Consider the following 15,329-nt stretch of genomic DNA (forward strand, 5'->3'; position numbering starts at 1 on the left):
CGCCACGTCGACGTGGCGGGCTCTGTTCTCGGCTCAGGCGAACGCCTCGATCGGTGGGCACGAGCACACCAGATTGCGATCACCGTGGGCACCGTCGATGCGACGCACCGCGGGCCACACCTTGGGACGGTCGTAGCCCGCCGGGTAGGCAGCGAGTTCCCGTGAGTACGGGTGATCCCACTCGGCAACCAGACTCCGAGCGGTGTGCGGTGCACCTCGAAGTGGGTTGTCCTCGACCGTCCATTCGCCCGATCCGACGCGATCGATCTCTCCCCTGATGGCTATCATCGCATCGCAGAACGCGTCGATCTCCTCGAGATTCTCGCTCTCGGTCGGCTCGACCATCAGCGTTCCCGGCACCGGGAAGCTCATCGTGGGCGCGTGGAAGCCGTAGTCCGCCAACCGTTTCGCAACGTCGTCGACGGTGACTCCGGTGTCCTTGGTCAGGCCTCGCAGATCGAGGATGCACTCGTGGGCAACCATGCCGTTGTCGCCGGTGTACAGCACCGGGAAGTACTCGTCGAGGCGACGGGCGATGTAGTTGGCAGACGCGATCGCCGTCAACGTCGCCTGCCGCAGCCCCGTCGCACCCATCATCGCGATGTAGGCCCACGTGATCGTCAGGATCGAGGCACTGCCGTAGGGGGCACCGGACACCGTCGGTCCCGAACCGAGCTGCGGGGCCAGTGGGTGACCCGGCAGGTACGGCTGCAGGTGCGACCGCACACCGATGGGTCCGACCCCGGGCCCGCCGCCTCCGTGCGGGATGCAGAATGTCTTGTGCAGGTTCAGGTGGCTGACGTCGCCGCCGAATCGGCCGGGGCGTGCCAGCCCGACGAGAGCGTTGAGGTTGGCACCGTCGACGTACACCTGACCGCCCGCGTCGTGGACCGCTGCACAGATCTCGGAGATCTCGTGCTCGTACACGCCGTGGGTGGACGGATAGGTGATCATGATCGCGGCCAGGGTGTCGGAGTGCTCGGCGATCTTGGCGCGCAGGTCGTCGACATCGACGTCGCCGTTGGGCCGGCAGGCCACGACCACCACGCGCATGCCCACCATCACCGCCGAGGCTGCGTTGGTTCCGTGGGCGCTCGACGGGATCAGGCACACGGTGCGCTCGGCATCACCGTTGCCGAGGTGGTAGCGACGAATGGCGAGCAGACCCGCGTACTCGCCTTGGCTTCCCGCGTTGGGCTGCAGGCTGACCGCGTCGTAGCCGGTGATGTCCACGAGCCACCGTTCCAGGTCGGCGATCACCCGCAGCAGTCCGGGCACGTCCGAGGCCGGGGCGAAGGGGTGCTGACGGGCGAACTGCGGCCAGGTGATGGACTCCATCTCCGCGGTCGCGTTCAGCTTCATCGTGCACGAGCCCAGCGGAATCATGCTGCGATCGAGCGCAATGTCCTTGTCGGACAACGCACGCAGATAGCGCAGCATGGCGGTCTCGGTGCGGTACCGGGTGAAGGCCGGGTGCGTGAGGTACTCCGAGGTGCGAGTCGTGTTCGCGGGCAACGACACGGCCCCGGAACCGGCGGGTTCTGCACCGAACGCGGCGAGCGCGTTCGCGATGTGCTCGGGCGTCGTCGCCTCGTCGCACGCGACGGCCACGTGGTCGGCGTCGACCAGCCGCAGATTGATGCCCCGCTGCTTGGCACCGTCGACGACGGCCTGAGCGCCACCCGGGATGGCAGCGAGGACGGTGTCGAAGAATTCCGTGTGCACCACGTCGATACCCGCTGCCCGCAGACCTGCCGCCACGGTTCGAGCATGCGTATTCACCCGAGTTGCTATGGCCCGCAGTCCGTCTGCGCCGTGGTAGCTGGCGTACATCGCAGCGACGATGGCCAGCAGGACCTGAGCGGTACAGATGTTGGAGGTGGCCTTCTCGCGGCGGATGTGCTGCTCGCGGGTCTGCAGCGCCAGTCGGTAGGCGCTGTGACCGTCCGCATCGAGCGAGACCCCGACCAGACGGCCGGGTAGCTGACGGGAATGACCGGATCGCACTGCGAGGTAGCCGGCGTGCGGTCCGCCGTATCCCATCGGAACGCCGAATCGCTGGGTGGTTCCGAAGCAGACGTCCGCACCGATCTCACCGGGCGGAGTCACCACGGTGGCAGCGAGCAGATCCACTCCCACGGCAACCAGCGCGCCGCGCTCGTGCGCGGCCTCGATGATCGCCGTGTGATCGACCAGACGGCCCGACGCTCCGGGCAGCTGCGCGAGGACACCGAAGAATTCTCCATCGGGGAGGCCGTCGGTCAGATCGGCGTAGACCAGTTCGATCCCCAACGGCTCGGCGCGAGTGGCCAATACGGCCACGGTCTGCGGGAAGATGTCGGAATCGACCAGTAGTCGAGGCGACTTCGATGCCCTGTTCGCGCGACGCATCAAGGTCATGGATTCGGCGGCCGCCGTCGACTCGTCGAGCATCGATGCATTCGCCACGTCCATGCCGGTGAGGTCGGCAACCATGGTCTGGAAGTTCAGCAGCGCTTCGAGTCGCCCCTGGCTGATTTCGGGCTGATACGGCGTGTACGCGGTGTACCAGGCCGGGTTCTCCAGAATGCCCCGGGTCAGCACCGGCGGGGTCAGCGTGTCGTAGTAGCCGAGGCCGATCATCGACGTCGCCACGGTGTTCTGCCCGGCGAGGTCGGCCAGTGCGGCAAGCACCTCGTGCTCGCTCAGCGCAGGCGGAAGCATCGCCAAGCCGTCGGGAACGCCGTCGACCACGGTGTCGAGGATCGAGGACGGAACGGCCTTGCGGGCCAGCTCGTCGAGCGAGGCGACGCCGATCGTGTCGAGGATGCGAACCAACTCGGTCGGGTCCGGGCCGATGTGACGGTCCACGAAAGTGTGTGCGGGCGAAGCGGTTCGGTCGGTCACGATGTGCTCCCAGGTGCCGGAAAGACGAGGCGTCGGACGACCGAGGCATACGCTCCGGCCGCTCCTCCCCCTCTGTCGTGTGCCCGCTGACGCGTGCGCCTGAGAGATTCGGTCGGACACGGCGCGCCACTTCGGCGCGCCGGCACCTTTCCCCTTGGGCGGGTGGGTGCTCCCACCACTTTCCAGAGTTGTCGAAGCCCACACGGTCCGTGTGCCTGAGAGATTGACGGGGAGGTATTGCTCCTTCGGCGTCCGAGACTGGATGCCTCGGAACTCTCCCGCGCGGGCGCGACGGGGAAAGTCTAGCCGGTCTTGCGGCTCGCGCGATTCTTGCGTCGCGAGGCCAACTCGTCCTCGGGGCTCGGCTGGCTTTCACCGCCGTCGGCACGTTCGGCCGGGAAGTCGGCGATGGTGCCGGTGAGCTCGCGCATTGCACCGTTCACGGCGATGCCGAACACGCCCTGCCCGCCTTGGAGCAGGTCGACAACTTCTTCTGCCGAGGTGCACTCGTAGACGGTGGTGCCGTCGGAGAACAGCGTGATGTTGGCGAGATCGCCCACGCCACGCTGGCGCAGGTGATCGACTGCGACTCGGATGTTCTGCAGCGAGATACCGGTATCGAGCAGCCGCTTGACGATCTTGAGGACCAGCATGTCCTTGAACGAGTACAGCCGCTGGCTTCCCGAACCCGCTGCGCCGCGGATCGACGGGACGACGAGCCCGGTGCGGGCCCAGTAATCGAGCTGACGGTAGGTGATGCCGGCGATCTGGCAGGCACTCGGCACGCGGTAGCCCACGAGTTCGTCGGGCACGGAGTCGTCCGGGAACAATCCCGGCTGAATGTCCTGGGGCGCTTCGATTCGGGCGCTCGACGCCTGTTCGGGGGTGTCGACCCGAGCATCGGCACCGACGGGCGTGTCCTCGGTCCGGCCTGCGGCTTCGGAACCTCGACTGCCGTGATGCTGCTGCGGCTGATCTCCCACTGACTGCTCCCTCTCGGATGTCTCACTGCGTTCGGATCGAGTCAGTACTGCGATCCGTCCGAGACACTGGAAAATGTCTCGGTGTACTCGCGTGAAGTCATACCGTGTACCAGGCCAGAGTACGCCTCGACAGGTGTCGAAGAGGCGTGAACTGCACCGGATAGGTCCAGCGGCGGCGATGAACTTCACTGGCACGAACGTTATGGGGACGATCGTGCAGATTCAACGCAACGCGCCGTAAACCTGAACCTAAAGTTGAGGTTGAGACTCTTCTGTTACCCGTCGGTGGCTTTGAAGTCGTCCGGAGAGACCGATTCGAGGAACTCCTTGAACTTCTCGACCTCGTCCTCGCGCTCGTCGGGCATGATCAACCCGGCTTCGGCGAGCACAGGCTCCTCGGCGAAGATCGGCACCCCGGCCCGAAGAGCGATGGCAACGGAATCCGACGGCCGAGCGGAGACTCTGATGTCCTTGTCGAACACGAGATCGGCGTAGAAGGTGCCCTCCTGCAGATCGACGATGCGCACCTCCTTGAGCTGGTGCCCCAGTGCCGAGATCAGATTCTTGACGAGATCGTGGGTGAGTGGCCGAGCGGGTTGCACACCCTGCTGCTCCAAAGCAATTGCAGCAGCCTCGGTTTGACCGATCCAGATCGGGAGGTACCGGTCGCCGTCGGCCTCGCGCAACAGCAACACGGGCTGGTTCTGCGGCTGTTCGACACGAATACCGACCACACGCATCTCACTCATCGTGTCTGCCTCTCACCTCGAGAAATCCGGGCTGCACTGAAACTGGCTCAGCTCGTCGCTGCCGAGTCTATTGGAATTCGAAACGACGCGAGCGAGCGTCACCGATCGAGTGCACCGCGCACCGCCGCTTTGACCAGGCAGGTGTGCAAGGTCAAGGACAGTGCGGCCAACTCGCGAATCATTTCTTCTGCGCGATCGCGCGCACCGGCGTCTCGTCCCTTGGCAACGGGTCCGGCGATCTGCGCGACCAGGCCGGCTTCGCGGTCCGCCGCCAGCTTGAAGGCGCGGAGGTGGCGCACTTCGAGACCGAACTGCAACATCGCGTGCGCCGTTCGGGCGAGCGTCACGGCTCCGTCGTCGTAGAAACCGGCCTGCCCGGGGGTGATCAGACCGGCTCGCAGCAGCTCGGTGAGAAACGCATCGTCGATCCCCGCCTGAGCGAGTAGATCCGCTTTGGCGATACGAACCTCACGATCGGGCAGGAACTCCTCTGGGGACACCTCACCCGCGGCAACCGTGAGCGACCGCGGACGCTTGACCGACGCATCGGCCCGCTCCACGGTGGCGACCCCGTGGTCGATGGCTTCGAGTTGTTCCTTGATCACCTTGAGCGGCAGGTACTGATCGCGCTGCGCGGTCAGCACGAAACGCAGACGCTCGCAATCCGCGATGGAGAACCGCCGGTACCCCGACGGTGTGCGCTCCGGCGAGATCAGCCCCTCGGCTTCGAGGAATCTGATCTTCGAGATGGTGACATCAGGAAAGTCGGGCCGAAGTCGATCGAGGACGGAGCCAATCGACATCCCCCCGTTGGACTGCTGCCCGACGGCGGTCACTGGCTTCCTGCACCCGCAGACGCGTCGCCGACCTGAGATCCGTTGCCGCCCCGCGGTCCGGTGAGGAACACCAGGCGGAACTTGCCGATCTGGACCTCGTCGCCGTTGGCCAGCACAGCGGAGTCGACCGGCTCGCGGTTGACGTACGTGCCGTTCAGGCTGCCGACGTCGACGACCTGGAAGTCGTCCTCGTCCTGCCGGAACTCTGCGTGCCGACGGCTGACGGTGACATCGTCGAGGAAGATGTCACTGTCGGGATGCCGACCGGCCGAGGTGGTCGGCTGGTCGAGCAGGAACCGCGATCCGGCGTTCGGTCCTCGCTTGACGACGAGCAGTGCGGCACCGACAGGCAACCCCTCGACACCCGATACCGGAGCTTCGGTGCTCTGGGCGGCCGCGGAGTTGTCCAGCTCCTGCAGGAAATCTGCACGGAAGACCGAGGTGGTCTCTGCCGGTGACTCCCCGTAGTTGCTGTCGTTGTCGTTCTGGCTCACCGTTACTCCTTCTCAGTCCGTTCACCCGGGGCAGAGAACGCCGCGGGTAACGCAGTACATGGTCTTCACATCAGGTGTTGCTTGGCGTTCGGTGTTGCGTAGCGTCGTACAGCTTGCTGGACCTTCGCCCCGACAGGGTATTCGCTCGGTGTCGACCGTACCCTGCGCAGCGGGGGCCGTGCGGCCTGTTGGCTGGTGTCGACAGCCGGCCGATCACTCGGCCGTGATGTCAGCATATCCGGCGGCATCGAGCATCTGCGCCAGTGCCGCGTCCAACTCCTCCGGTGTCGAAACCTCGAGGTCGATCAGCCAGCCTCCGGTGTAGGGTCCCGAGTTCACCTTCTCCGGTTCACCGTCCAGATCCTGGTTCACGGCAACCACTTTCGCGGTCAGAGGGCTGAACACGTCGGACACGCTCTTGGTGGATTCGACCTCGCCGAGAGACTCGCCCGCAGTGACGGTGTCGCCGATCGAGGGAAGCTGAACGAACACCACGTCGCCCAACTGCGCCTGCGCGAAGTCGGTGATACCGATGCGCACCGTTGCAGGCCCCGTGCGCTGCACCCACTCGTGCTCGGGGGTGTAGTACAGATCAGCTGGTGTGTCGATGTCGCTCAACGCGGCATTCCCTTCGATCGTGGCCCGGGGCGAGCGGGCGGTCAGTTACCGGGCTGAGCGTATTGACGCGGGCGCGGGTCCCGCAAGGCGGACACCGTGACCTGGTCCGACTGCGCGATGTTCGACGTCGCACCGTTGCGAGTCACCGTGTCCACGACCCCGCCGGGAATGTTCAGGGCCGACGCGAGCGTCGGCGGGTCTCCGATTGCAGTGAAGGTGTACGGAGCTCGCAGTTCTCGACCGTCGACCACCACCCGACCCGCGGAACCGGCGATCCACGAATCGACGCCGATGCGGACGGCATCTGCCCCGCCCTCGAGCTGGAGGGCTTCGGCACCGGCGGCGCGCAGTTCCTGCATGGCGTCCAGCAGCACCTCGGATCCCACACCCGAGCTCGGGTCCTCGATCACCAGCGTCACGCCTGGCCCCTGGGCTGCGACGGTGCCTACTTGAATCGACAACGCGGACAATCGTTCCTGGGCTTCCGCCACTGCGGCCTCCGATCCCGAACCGGACTCGCGCAGCGTTGCCAGAGTGGCCTGCAAGGTGCTGATCTCGTCCCGGATGGACGCCTCGCGACGGGTCAGGGTGTCCAGCACGACCAGTAGGTCCTCGGGCCTCGAGTTCTCCAGGCCATCGGTGGTGCTCGCCTCTCGTACCTGCGTGGCAAGGCCGATTCCCAGGACGCACAGCAGTGCGAGCGCGAGAACACCGAATGCCGCTCCGCGCCTTCGCCCCTCTGCATCGGGACGTCGCGCGCGCCATCCGTGCCTACCGCCGCCTGCCGTCATGGTCTAGGCACCGAACAGACGTCTGCGCAGAGCGGCCGCGTTGCCGAAGATACGAATTCCGAGGACGACGACAATGGCCGTCGACAGCTGAGTTCCCACCCCGAGCTGGTCGCCGAGCCACACGATCAGGGCCGCGACCAGGACGTTGAAGACGAACGAGATCACGAACACCTTCGCGTCGAAGATTCCGTCGAGGAAAGCCCGAACACCGCCGAACACCGCGTCGATCGCCGCGACGACGGCGATCGGCAGGTAGGGCGCAACCACGGCCGGAACCTGAGGACCCGCGACCGTGCCGATGACGACCCCGACGATCAGTGCGGCAATTGCGGCGAGGGCGTAGACGCCGTGGGTGGGGGTGATCGGAGCGTCCGCCGACACCGGCACGTCGGACTCGGCCGGTAGGGCATTCGGTGGATCGTGCTCCGTCATCGTGGGCCTGCCTCCTCTGCCTGGAACGACTCTCTCACAGCGGCGGGACCGAACTCGAGATCGGTTGCCGGGCGCACCGTGAATCCGACGCCGTACAACTGCGCCACCGTGCTCATCCGCAGATAGGCGTCACTGACGACGAACTGGACCTGAATGCGCTGCGGCGGCCCGATCGCGTCGATCTCGTAAGGCGAGTCGATAGGACGATTGTCCAACAGCATTGCCCCGCCTGCCTGCCGGATGGTCACGTTCGGTCCGACGCGAATACCGTCCACCGACACCGCCTCGGCACCGCTCACCCACAACGAATTGACGATCGCTGCGATGTCTCGATCGAGCACGGCCGCGCCCGAACCCCGGCGAACCGACCGATCCGACGCGCCGTCCTCGGCCACCGGTTCGGTGACGACTACCGAGAGCCCGGGACCGGACACCGAATCGATGCCCGCGGCGGATTCGACAGCGCTCAACCGGTCCAGCAACGCACTGCCCGAGACATCGGACTGCAGGGCTCTGTCACGCTCCGAGGACACCTGCTCGGCCAGAGCCTGTTGCGTCGCTTCCAATTCGGCACTGCGATCCTGCGCGGCGCGGACAGCAGCCGACGCATCGGAACCTGCACGGTCCACGTCGGCGCCGGAAGCCAATTGCGAGAACGCGATACCGAAGATCACCCCGACCACGACGGCACCGCCCAACAACCAGAGCGCCGCAGGTACCCGCGGCTTGCGGGTGTGCTGCGCCGTACGTTCGGCGGCCGCTGCGCCGTATCCCGGGTCCAGATGGTCGGTCAACAAGGACGTCAGCAGCGACGGGACGGGATTCCTCCTGACCTGCCTTTCCGGTCGTTCCGCAGGCTCCACTCCTGACCTGGCCGGTCGTTCCGCAGGCTCCACCGTCAGGTGCCGGCCACAGTCGGCTCGACTGACCTCGCGACAGCGATCGCTTTACCGAGGTACAGCAGACCGGTCCAGACGTACAACGCCGTGCCCCAGATCAGCAACGCGTATCCGAGTGGTCCTGCAGCGTCGGCCACCGAATTGCTGCCGGCGGAGACCAGCAGGACCGGCAGCGCGATCATCACCACGAAGGTGGCGGCCTTACCGAGGTAGATGACGTCCGGAGGCGGGAGGGATCTGCGGCGATAGACGAACATCGTCAATCCGAGTACGGCATCGCGCCCGATGAGTATCGCTGCAACCCACCAGGGAATGATGCCGCGCACAACGAACGCCACCAGGGTGCTGACGACGTAGAGCCGATCGACCAGCGGATCGAGGATGGCACCCAGCTTCGATGCCTGGCCGAGCATGCGAGCCAGTTTGCCGTCGAGCCAATCGGTTCCACCGCTGACGAGCAGGATCACCAGCGCCCACCCGTCGGCCTGGGGGCCCAGCATGAGGTAGAGGAACAGAGGAACGCCCAACAGCCGGACTGCGCTGAGCAGGTTGGGGATGGTCGCGATGCGATCCGACACCTCGAGCTCACGATCGTTCGTCATCGGCGATCACCTCCTTCTCGTCCTGCTCGTCGTGGTCTGCCCACCCGGGCCTGCGGCCACGTTAGCGCCACGCGAACACCGGCTGCTCGAAGTCCGCGACTCGGGTGTGTCGACCGTGCAGTGCCACTTCACGGAACTGGTGGACGATCGCGCCGGTCGGAGCGTGGATGGCCCCGGATCGGTACGGCCATCGAATGACCGGACGCGTCGATTCGGGAATCGACACGAATTGGGCGTCGACGTCGAGTTCGTGGACCGTCACCTCGAACACTTCGGCCACCTCGTCCTCGCTGGGCTGCAACGAGGACGAGTAGTCGCCGACCCACACCACGAACGGCGTGATGACATACCCGGATCGAGTGACGTAGTCGTCCAACCTGCCGAGCACGTCGGTCTCATCGGCTCGAATCCCCAACTCCTCGGCCAATTCCCGCAGACAGGCCTGCATCCTGGATTCGCCCTGGTCCACACCGCCGCCGGGCAACGCGTACTGGCCCGGATGCGCGCGCAACCGATCCGGCCTCCTCGTCAGAAGCATCCGCCTGTCCCCCGGCGGCCCACCGATCGCAACGGCGACGGCAGCGGCGCGCAATCCGTCGGCTTCGGCGGTGCGATGGGCGAAACGGGCGAGTTCGCGCGCGACGGAAGCCCGGTCGAGCAGGTCCTCTTTCGGCCTACCGGAATCGTCGACAGTCACAGCACGACCCTAGAGGCCCGGGGAGCTCAGTGAGTACCGGCAAGACGGGCGGCGGGGGGAAGCAGATCGTCCGGCGACGCCGGCCAACCGAGTGGCTCGTCGGCCAGAGCGGTCAGCTGCTCCACCTGCGTTCGGCACCAGGGTGATACGTCGATGGTGCCGTCCAGCACTCCCGCGGAGAACTCGGGCCACGACACCCATCGAGTCTCCTCCACCTCGGCCGGATCGGGATCGAGTGTCGCGTGCTCGTCGACTCTCACGCGGTACACGGGACATATCTCGTTCTCCACGATTCCGTTGTCCATGACGGCGCGGTACCGAAAGTGCGGCAGTACCAACTCGGCGGATTGCGCACGCAGGCCCAGTTCTTCACCGATTCGGCGCAGTACGGCGTCGTCGAGCTTCTCACCGGGAGCCGGGTGGCCACAGCACGTATTGGTCAGCACTCCTGGCCAGGTCGTCTTGCTCGACGCTCTGCGCGTGAGAAGAACAGCGCCGTCCGCTCTCACCACGTAGCTGGAAAACGCGAGGTGAAGGGGCGTGTCCTGCGTGTGGACGGTGGTCTTGTCATGCGTACCGACGGCACGGCCTTCGTCGTCCAGCAGCACCACGTGCTGCGCTCGGGATCGATCCATCGTTCCATGGTCCCACGGCCTCCGCGGCGGTCTACTGTCGAACCATGGGACGTGACGAGAACACCGACAACGAGAACCCGACAGAGACCGAAAAGACATCGGACACGCCGAAAGGCGGCCGACCAGGACCTGTGGACGGCGGCGGCGGAGGCGGGATGGCGACGCGGGAGAACGCCCCCGAGATCGCCGATGACTCTGCCTGAAATTCGCCACGCCACCGCTGTTTGAGAAACAGAGTTTGCGTCAATACCTCCGATGTTCTCGCGCTGCGCGGGCACACGAACCTCCACGACCGGAAGGACCTCGATGAGCATCAACGACGACGACATCACCACCACGGGCGGAGCCGCAGGCGAAGGACCCGCCGACGGCGGATCGAACCCCGGTGGCCATGACGGCGGAGCAGACGGCCCGGCCGGAGCCGGTGAAGGACCCGCCGACGGCGGATCCAACCCCGACGGTCACGACGGCGGAGCAGACGGCCCCGCCGGAGCGGGCGAGGGCCCGGCCGACGGCGGATCCAACCCCAACGGACACGACGGCGGTGCGGACGGTACCGCTTGAGCACTGACTCGAGCGGCGAGCGCGGATCGGATCATCGGTCCGCGCTCCGTCGTCTCACCGGTACCGACTTCGGGACGTTCGCAGACCAGCACTGGGGAATCGCACCCAAGCTCACCCGATCCGCCGAGCTGTCGGGATCGTTCGACGATCTGATGACACTCGACTCGGTGGACGAGCTGATAGCCGAACGCGGTGTACGTACCCCGTTCGTGCGCATGGCCAAGGACGGGCGTCTGCTGGACAGAACGCAGTTCACGGCGTCCGGCGGGTTCGGAGCCGAGGTGACCGATCAGGTGGATTCGGGCGCTGTGTTGGCGGCGTTCGCGGCCGGGAACACGCTGGTTCTGCAGGGCCTGCACCGGCTGTGGCCGCCGCTCATTCATTTCGTCGGCGATCTCGTCCGCGAGCTGGGCCACCCTGTGCAGGTCAACTCGTATGTGACACCGGCTGCGTCGCAGGGCTTCTCGCCGCACTACGACGTGCACGACGTGTTCGTCGTGCAGATCGCGGGCACCAAGCGGTGGAGCATTCACTCGCCGGTGCACGTTCATCCGCTCAACAACCAACCGTGGTCGGACCGACGGTCGGCCGTCGAAGCACACGCGCTCGGCACCCCCGAACTGGACGTCGTCCTCGAGCCCGGCGATGTGCTCTACCTACCGCGCGGGTGGATCCACTCGGCGCAAGCACTCGGCGACACCACCGTGCACCTGACCATCGGAGTGGCGTCGTACAACGACTACGACCTCGCCCACCACGTGCTGAAGTCGCTGGGCGACGTCGAGAGTCTGCGTGCTCCCCTCCCCGCCGGCCTCGACCACTCCGACCCGGAGTCCATCGTTCCGCATGTCCACCGAGTCGTGGACGCCATGCGCGCGGCGCTCGACGAGATCGGCCGAGACCCCGACGCAGTACGTCGACTGGCCGAACGCGTCGCAGATCGTCACGACGATCTCGTCCGACCGGAACCGGTGCGCCCACTGGCAAGCATCGCCGCGATGGGAGCGTTGCGGGGCGAGGATTCGATCCGACTTCGGCCCGGTGTGTTCGCGCGCGTCGTGCGATCGGCCGATGCCGTGTCCGTGATCGTGCGCGCCAAGACCGTGACGATGCCGCTCCAGTGCGCGGACGCTCTCGACCTGCTGACCCGGGGAGCACCGTGCCGCCTGGATGCGCTGCCCGGACTCGACACCGACGACGCGTTGGTGGTCGCGCGCAGACTCATCCGCGAGGGGATTGCTGTCCCGGCAGTGCCGTGACAGCCGTCAGGTGATCGTGATCCCACCGTCGACGGCGATGGTCTGACCCGTCACGTATCCCCCGGCGTCCGAGGCGAGCCAAATCGCGGTTGCGGCCAGTTCTTCCGGATCGCCCTTGCGGCCGAGAATCATTCGCGGAGCCATCGAGTCGAGGTATCCGGGCTGGTACGAGTCCGTCATCTCGCTCTGGAAGAAACCTGGCGCAATGGCGTTGACCCTGATGCCTTTTCGCGCGCCCCACTGCTGCGCGAGATCGCGGGTGAGGCCGATGATGGCTGCCTTGCTGGCGCTGTAGGCCGCCTGCGGAAGGCCTGCGGTGGTCAGCCCCAGAATGCTCGAGATGTTCACAATCGAACTGCCGGGTGCCATCACCCGTCCACAGGCCTGCGCTGCCCAGTACGACCCGTTCAAGTTGATGTCGATCACCGAGCGGAACTGCTCGGGTGTCTCACGGGTTGCGGGGTAGGCCGTGCCTACCCCGGCGTTGTTGATCAGAACGTCGACCTTTCCGAACTCCGTCATCGCGGCCTCGACCATCGCGGTGCACTGATCGGGGTCGACCACGTCGGTGGCGACCGTGATCGACCGACCTCCGACGCTGTCGATCAACTCGGCGGTCTGCGCCAACTTGTCTACTCGTCGTGCGGCGAGCACCACATCCGCTCCTGCCTCGGCGGCTGCCTTGGCGAATGCCACGCCCAGTCCGGAGGATGCACCGGTGACGATGACGACGCGACCGTCCAGGCGAAATTTGTCCAAGATCGACATGTTCGATGAATCTCCTTGTTTTCGACTCAGAACCAAGCGGGTGACATATCGAGGGTGGTGCGGTCCAGCCTCGCCAACAGATCGAGCTGAACATCCACCTTCGGCAATTCGTAGACGTAGAAGTATCTTGCTGCAGAACGCTTTCCGTCGTAGAAGTCTCCGGATTTCGTGCCGACCGCCAGCAACTGCTCCAGCCACATCCAGGCGATGACCGTGTGCCCCATCGCCTCGAGGTAGGCCGTGGAGTTCGCCAGCGCCACAGCGGCGTCGCCGGTACCCCACACTGCCGCGGTCACCTCGACGATTCTGCCGAAGCGTGCGTGCAGTTCGGCGGCGTACCGAGCAGCGTCACCGCCCGCAGCGTGCGCCCGCTCGACTGTTTCTCCGATGTGTTCGGACAGCAGAGCCAATCCCGCGCCGCCCTGCATGATCACCTTGCGCCCGAGCAGGTCCAGACCTTGAATACCGTGTGTGCCCTCGTGAATGGGATTGAGGCGATTGTCGCGGTAGTGCTGCTCGACGTCGTAGTCGCGGGTGTATCCGTAGCCGCCGTGCACCTGAATGGCGAGACTGTTGGCTTCGAGGCACCACTGTGACGGCCAGCTCTTGGCGATGGGCGTCAGTACGTCGAGCAACAGTGTCGATCGCGCCGCTTCGGCATCGTCGGACGCCGAGTCCTGATGATCGACCAGACGCGAGCAGTAGAGTCCGAGCGCCAGCGCACCTTCGACGTAGGACTTCTGCGCCAACAACATTCGACGAACGTCGGCGTGTTCGATCAGCGCGACCGCAGGTGCGGCCGGATCCTTGGCGCCGAGCGGTCGGCCCTGAGTGCGGGTCTTCGCGTACTCGACCGACTTCAAGTAGCCGACGTACCCGAGGGCGATCGCGAGGAATCCGACGCCGATCCGGGCTTCGTTCATCATGTGGAACATGTACGACAATCCGCGGTTCTCCTCTGCGACGAGGAAGCCGACTGCTCCGGGTTGCCCACCGGGAGAGTGGGTTCCGTCGCCGAACGCCAGCAGGGTGTTCGTGGTGCCGCGGTTGCCCATCTTGTGATTGAGGCCGGTCAACACGATGTCGTTGCGCTCGCCTGTACCTCCGTCGCCGTTCGGGAGGAATTTGGGAACGATGAACAGCGAGATTCCCTTGACACCGGGAGGGCCTCCCGGGGTCTTGGCGAGCACCAGGTGGACGATGTTCTCGGTGAGTTCGTGATCTCCGCCCGAAATCCACATCTTTGTACCGGTGATGCGGAAGCTACCGTCGCCCTGCGGTACCGCCTTGGTCGTGATGTCCGCCAATGACGATCCGGCCTGCGGCTCCGACAGACACATGGTTCCGAACCAGCGCCCGTCCAGCATGGGCCGGACATAGTCACGCACCTGATCCGGCGTGCCGTACGTCGCGATCAGGTTGGCATTGGCCATGGTCAGAAACGGGTACGAGGACGTCCCGGCGTTGGCGGCCTGGAAGAACGCCATAGCTGCCCGGGAGACGGTCGCGGGCAGTTGCATGCCGCCGATCGATTCGTCGAACTGCCCGGCGATCAGACCCGCCGACGCATAGACATCGAGCGCTTCCTTGACTTCCGGTATCAGCTCGACCGAACCGTCCGCATTCATTGTCGGCTCCTGCGCGTCCGCCTTCTTGTTGTGCGGCGCGAAGTGTTTGCGGGCGATGTCCGCACTGAGGTCGAGGACCGCGTCGAAGGTCTCCTTCGAGTGCTCCGCGAAGCGAGGTCGAGCAGTCAGTGCCGCCACGTCCAGCCATTCGTACAGCAGAAAATCCAGGTCGCGTCGCGAGAGGACGTCCGACATTCACTTCTCCGATCGAGAGGGGGCACCGCCGCCGCATGGGTCGTTCCGTAGAGGTTCCACTCCTGCGTGAGCGCTGTGACGCACGTGACTACTTTCCTCACCATACAAGTCACGTTTCGCCGGCCACGCCGAGCATCGCGACAGACCGTCCGGCCTGCGGGCTGTTGATCGGTTGGACGTCCAAAGCCGCAGCAGGGCAGACATTTACGGCGAACCGGACTATGAGCAGCATCACGATTGAAAGAAGCTTCATCGGCATATGCTTACCTTTGATAACGATATTTGATCGAACA

At 65.5% G+C, this 15,329-nt stretch carries 18 protein-coding genes and 1 riboswitch; of the genes, 3 read left to right on the plus strand and 15 right to left on the minus strand.

The window, feature by feature from the left end:
- Window positions 1-33 precede the first annotated feature (33 nt).
- From gcvP to idi, 12 genes are all read right to left on the minus strand, one after another.
- A complete protein-coding gene (gene gcvP, locus CH271_RS18720) occupies window positions 34-2,886 on the minus strand; it encodes an aminomethyl-transferring glycine dehydrogenase (RefSeq protein WP_094634444.1) in 2,853 nt (950 codons plus the stop codon).
- 193 nt (window positions 2,887-3,079) lie between these two features.
- A riboswitch (glycine riboswitch) is annotated at window positions 3,080-3,177 on the minus strand.
- An 11-nt stretch (window positions 3,178-3,188) separates the two neighbouring features.
- Window positions 3,189-3,746 carry a MerR family transcriptional regulator gene (locus tag CH271_RS18725; RefSeq protein ID WP_052047548.1) on the minus strand — a complete coding sequence of 186 codons (558 nt, stop codon included), beginning with the start codon at window positions 3,744-3,746 and terminating at the stop codon, window positions 3,189-3,191.
- Between the two features lie 398 nt (window positions 3,747-4,144).
- Complete coding sequence (locus tag CH271_RS18730; RefSeq protein WP_037189246.1) at window positions 4,145-4,618, minus strand: bifunctional nuclease family protein; 474 nt, start codon at window positions 4,616-4,618, stop codon at window positions 4,145-4,147.
- A 98-nt stretch (window positions 4,619-4,716) separates the two neighbouring features.
- Window positions 4,717-5,454: a transcriptional regulator FtsR gene (gene ftsR / locus CH271_RS18735; RefSeq protein ID WP_037189245.1), complete on the minus strand. Its 738-nt coding sequence runs from the start codon at window positions 5,452-5,454 to the stop codon at window positions 4,717-4,719.
- Entirely contained in the window at window positions 5,451-5,948 is a 498-nt protein-coding gene (gene odhI, locus CH271_RS18740) for an oxoglutarate dehydrogenase inhibitor Odhl (protein WP_032377955.1), read from the minus strand. The genes ftsR and odhI overlap by 4 nt, the downstream gene beginning before the upstream one ends.
- 213 nt (window positions 5,949-6,161) lie before the next feature.
- On the minus strand, window positions 6,162-6,566 hold the full coding sequence (gene gcvH / locus CH271_RS18745; RefSeq protein ID WP_037189244.1) for a glycine cleavage system protein GcvH: 405 nt from the start codon (window positions 6,564-6,566) through the stop codon (window positions 6,162-6,164).
- A gap of 41 nt (window positions 6,567-6,607) precedes the next feature.
- Window positions 6,608-7,357 (minus strand): DUF881 domain-containing protein, encoded by a 750-nt coding sequence (locus CH271_RS18750; protein ID WP_037189243.1) that lies wholly within the window; start codon window positions 7,355-7,357, stop codon window positions 6,608-6,610.
- A 3-nt stretch (window positions 7,358-7,360) separates the two neighbouring features.
- Window positions 7,361-7,789: a small basic family protein gene (locus tag CH271_RS18755; RefSeq protein WP_252342135.1), complete on the minus strand. Its 429-nt coding sequence runs from the start codon at window positions 7,787-7,789 to the stop codon at window positions 7,361-7,363.
- Complete coding sequence (locus CH271_RS18760; protein WP_230596205.1) at window positions 7,786-8,583, minus strand: DUF881 domain-containing protein; 798 nt, start codon at window positions 8,581-8,583, stop codon at window positions 7,786-7,788. The genes CH271_RS18755 and CH271_RS18760 overlap by 4 nt, the downstream gene beginning before the upstream one ends.
- 104 nt (window positions 8,584-8,687) lie before the next feature.
- Complete coding sequence (locus CH271_RS18765) at window positions 8,688-9,290, minus strand: CDP-alcohol phosphatidyltransferase family protein (RefSeq protein ID WP_094634446.1); 603 nt, start codon at window positions 9,288-9,290, stop codon at window positions 8,688-8,690.
- Between the two features lie 61 nt (window positions 9,291-9,351).
- Window positions 9,352-9,987: an NUDIX hydrolase gene (locus CH271_RS18770; RefSeq protein WP_094634447.1), complete on the minus strand. Its 636-nt coding sequence runs from the start codon at window positions 9,985-9,987 to the stop codon at window positions 9,352-9,354.
- A gap of 26 nt (window positions 9,988-10,013) precedes the next feature.
- Window positions 10,014-10,622: an isopentenyl-diphosphate Delta-isomerase gene (gene idi, locus CH271_RS18775; RefSeq protein ID WP_094634448.1), complete on the minus strand. Its 609-nt coding sequence runs from the start codon at window positions 10,620-10,622 to the stop codon at window positions 10,014-10,016.
- Between the two features lie 44 nt (window positions 10,623-10,666).
- Here idi and CH271_RS28905 point away from each other — a divergent pair, with 44 nt between their 5' ends.
- The 3 genes from CH271_RS28905 (at window position 10,667) to CH271_RS18785 (ending at window position 12,445) form a co-directional block, all read left to right on the plus strand.
- Complete coding sequence (locus tag CH271_RS28905) at window positions 10,667-10,825, plus strand: hypothetical protein (protein WP_170946016.1); 159 nt, start codon at window positions 10,667-10,669, stop codon at window positions 10,823-10,825.
- 103 nt (window positions 10,826-10,928) lie between these two features.
- Window positions 10,929-11,186: a hypothetical protein gene (locus tag CH271_RS18780; RefSeq protein ID WP_032398144.1), complete on the plus strand. Its 258-nt coding sequence runs from the start codon at window positions 10,929-10,931 to the stop codon at window positions 11,184-11,186.
- Complete coding sequence (locus CH271_RS18785; protein WP_094634449.1) at window positions 11,183-12,445, plus strand: cupin domain-containing protein; 1,263 nt, start codon at window positions 11,183-11,185, stop codon at window positions 12,443-12,445. Before CH271_RS18780 ends, CH271_RS18785 begins: the two co-directional genes overlap by 4 nt.
- Before the next feature lie 6 nt (window positions 12,446-12,451).
- Here the strand turns inward: CH271_RS18785 and CH271_RS18790 are convergent, their stop codons facing one another.
- From CH271_RS18790 to CH271_RS28910, 3 genes are all read right to left on the minus strand, one after another.
- A complete protein-coding gene (locus CH271_RS18790; protein WP_094634450.1) occupies window positions 12,452-13,213 on the minus strand; it encodes an SDR family NAD(P)-dependent oxidoreductase in 762 nt (253 codons plus the stop codon).
- Between the two features lie 26 nt (window positions 13,214-13,239).
- On the minus strand, window positions 13,240-15,036 hold the full coding sequence (locus CH271_RS18795; protein WP_094634451.1) for an acyl-CoA dehydrogenase: 1,797 nt from the start codon (window positions 15,034-15,036) through the stop codon (window positions 13,240-13,242).
- Between the two features lie 109 nt (window positions 15,037-15,145).
- Entirely contained in the window at window positions 15,146-15,289 is a 144-nt protein-coding gene (locus CH271_RS28910; protein ID WP_179274674.1) for a hypothetical protein, read from the minus strand.
- Window positions 15,290-15,329 lie beyond the last annotated feature (40 nt).

The organism is Rhodococcus sp. 05-340-2 (assembly GCF_002258915.1).
Lineage (GTDB): Bacteria > Actinomycetota > Actinomycetes > Mycobacteriales > Mycobacteriaceae > Rhodococcoides.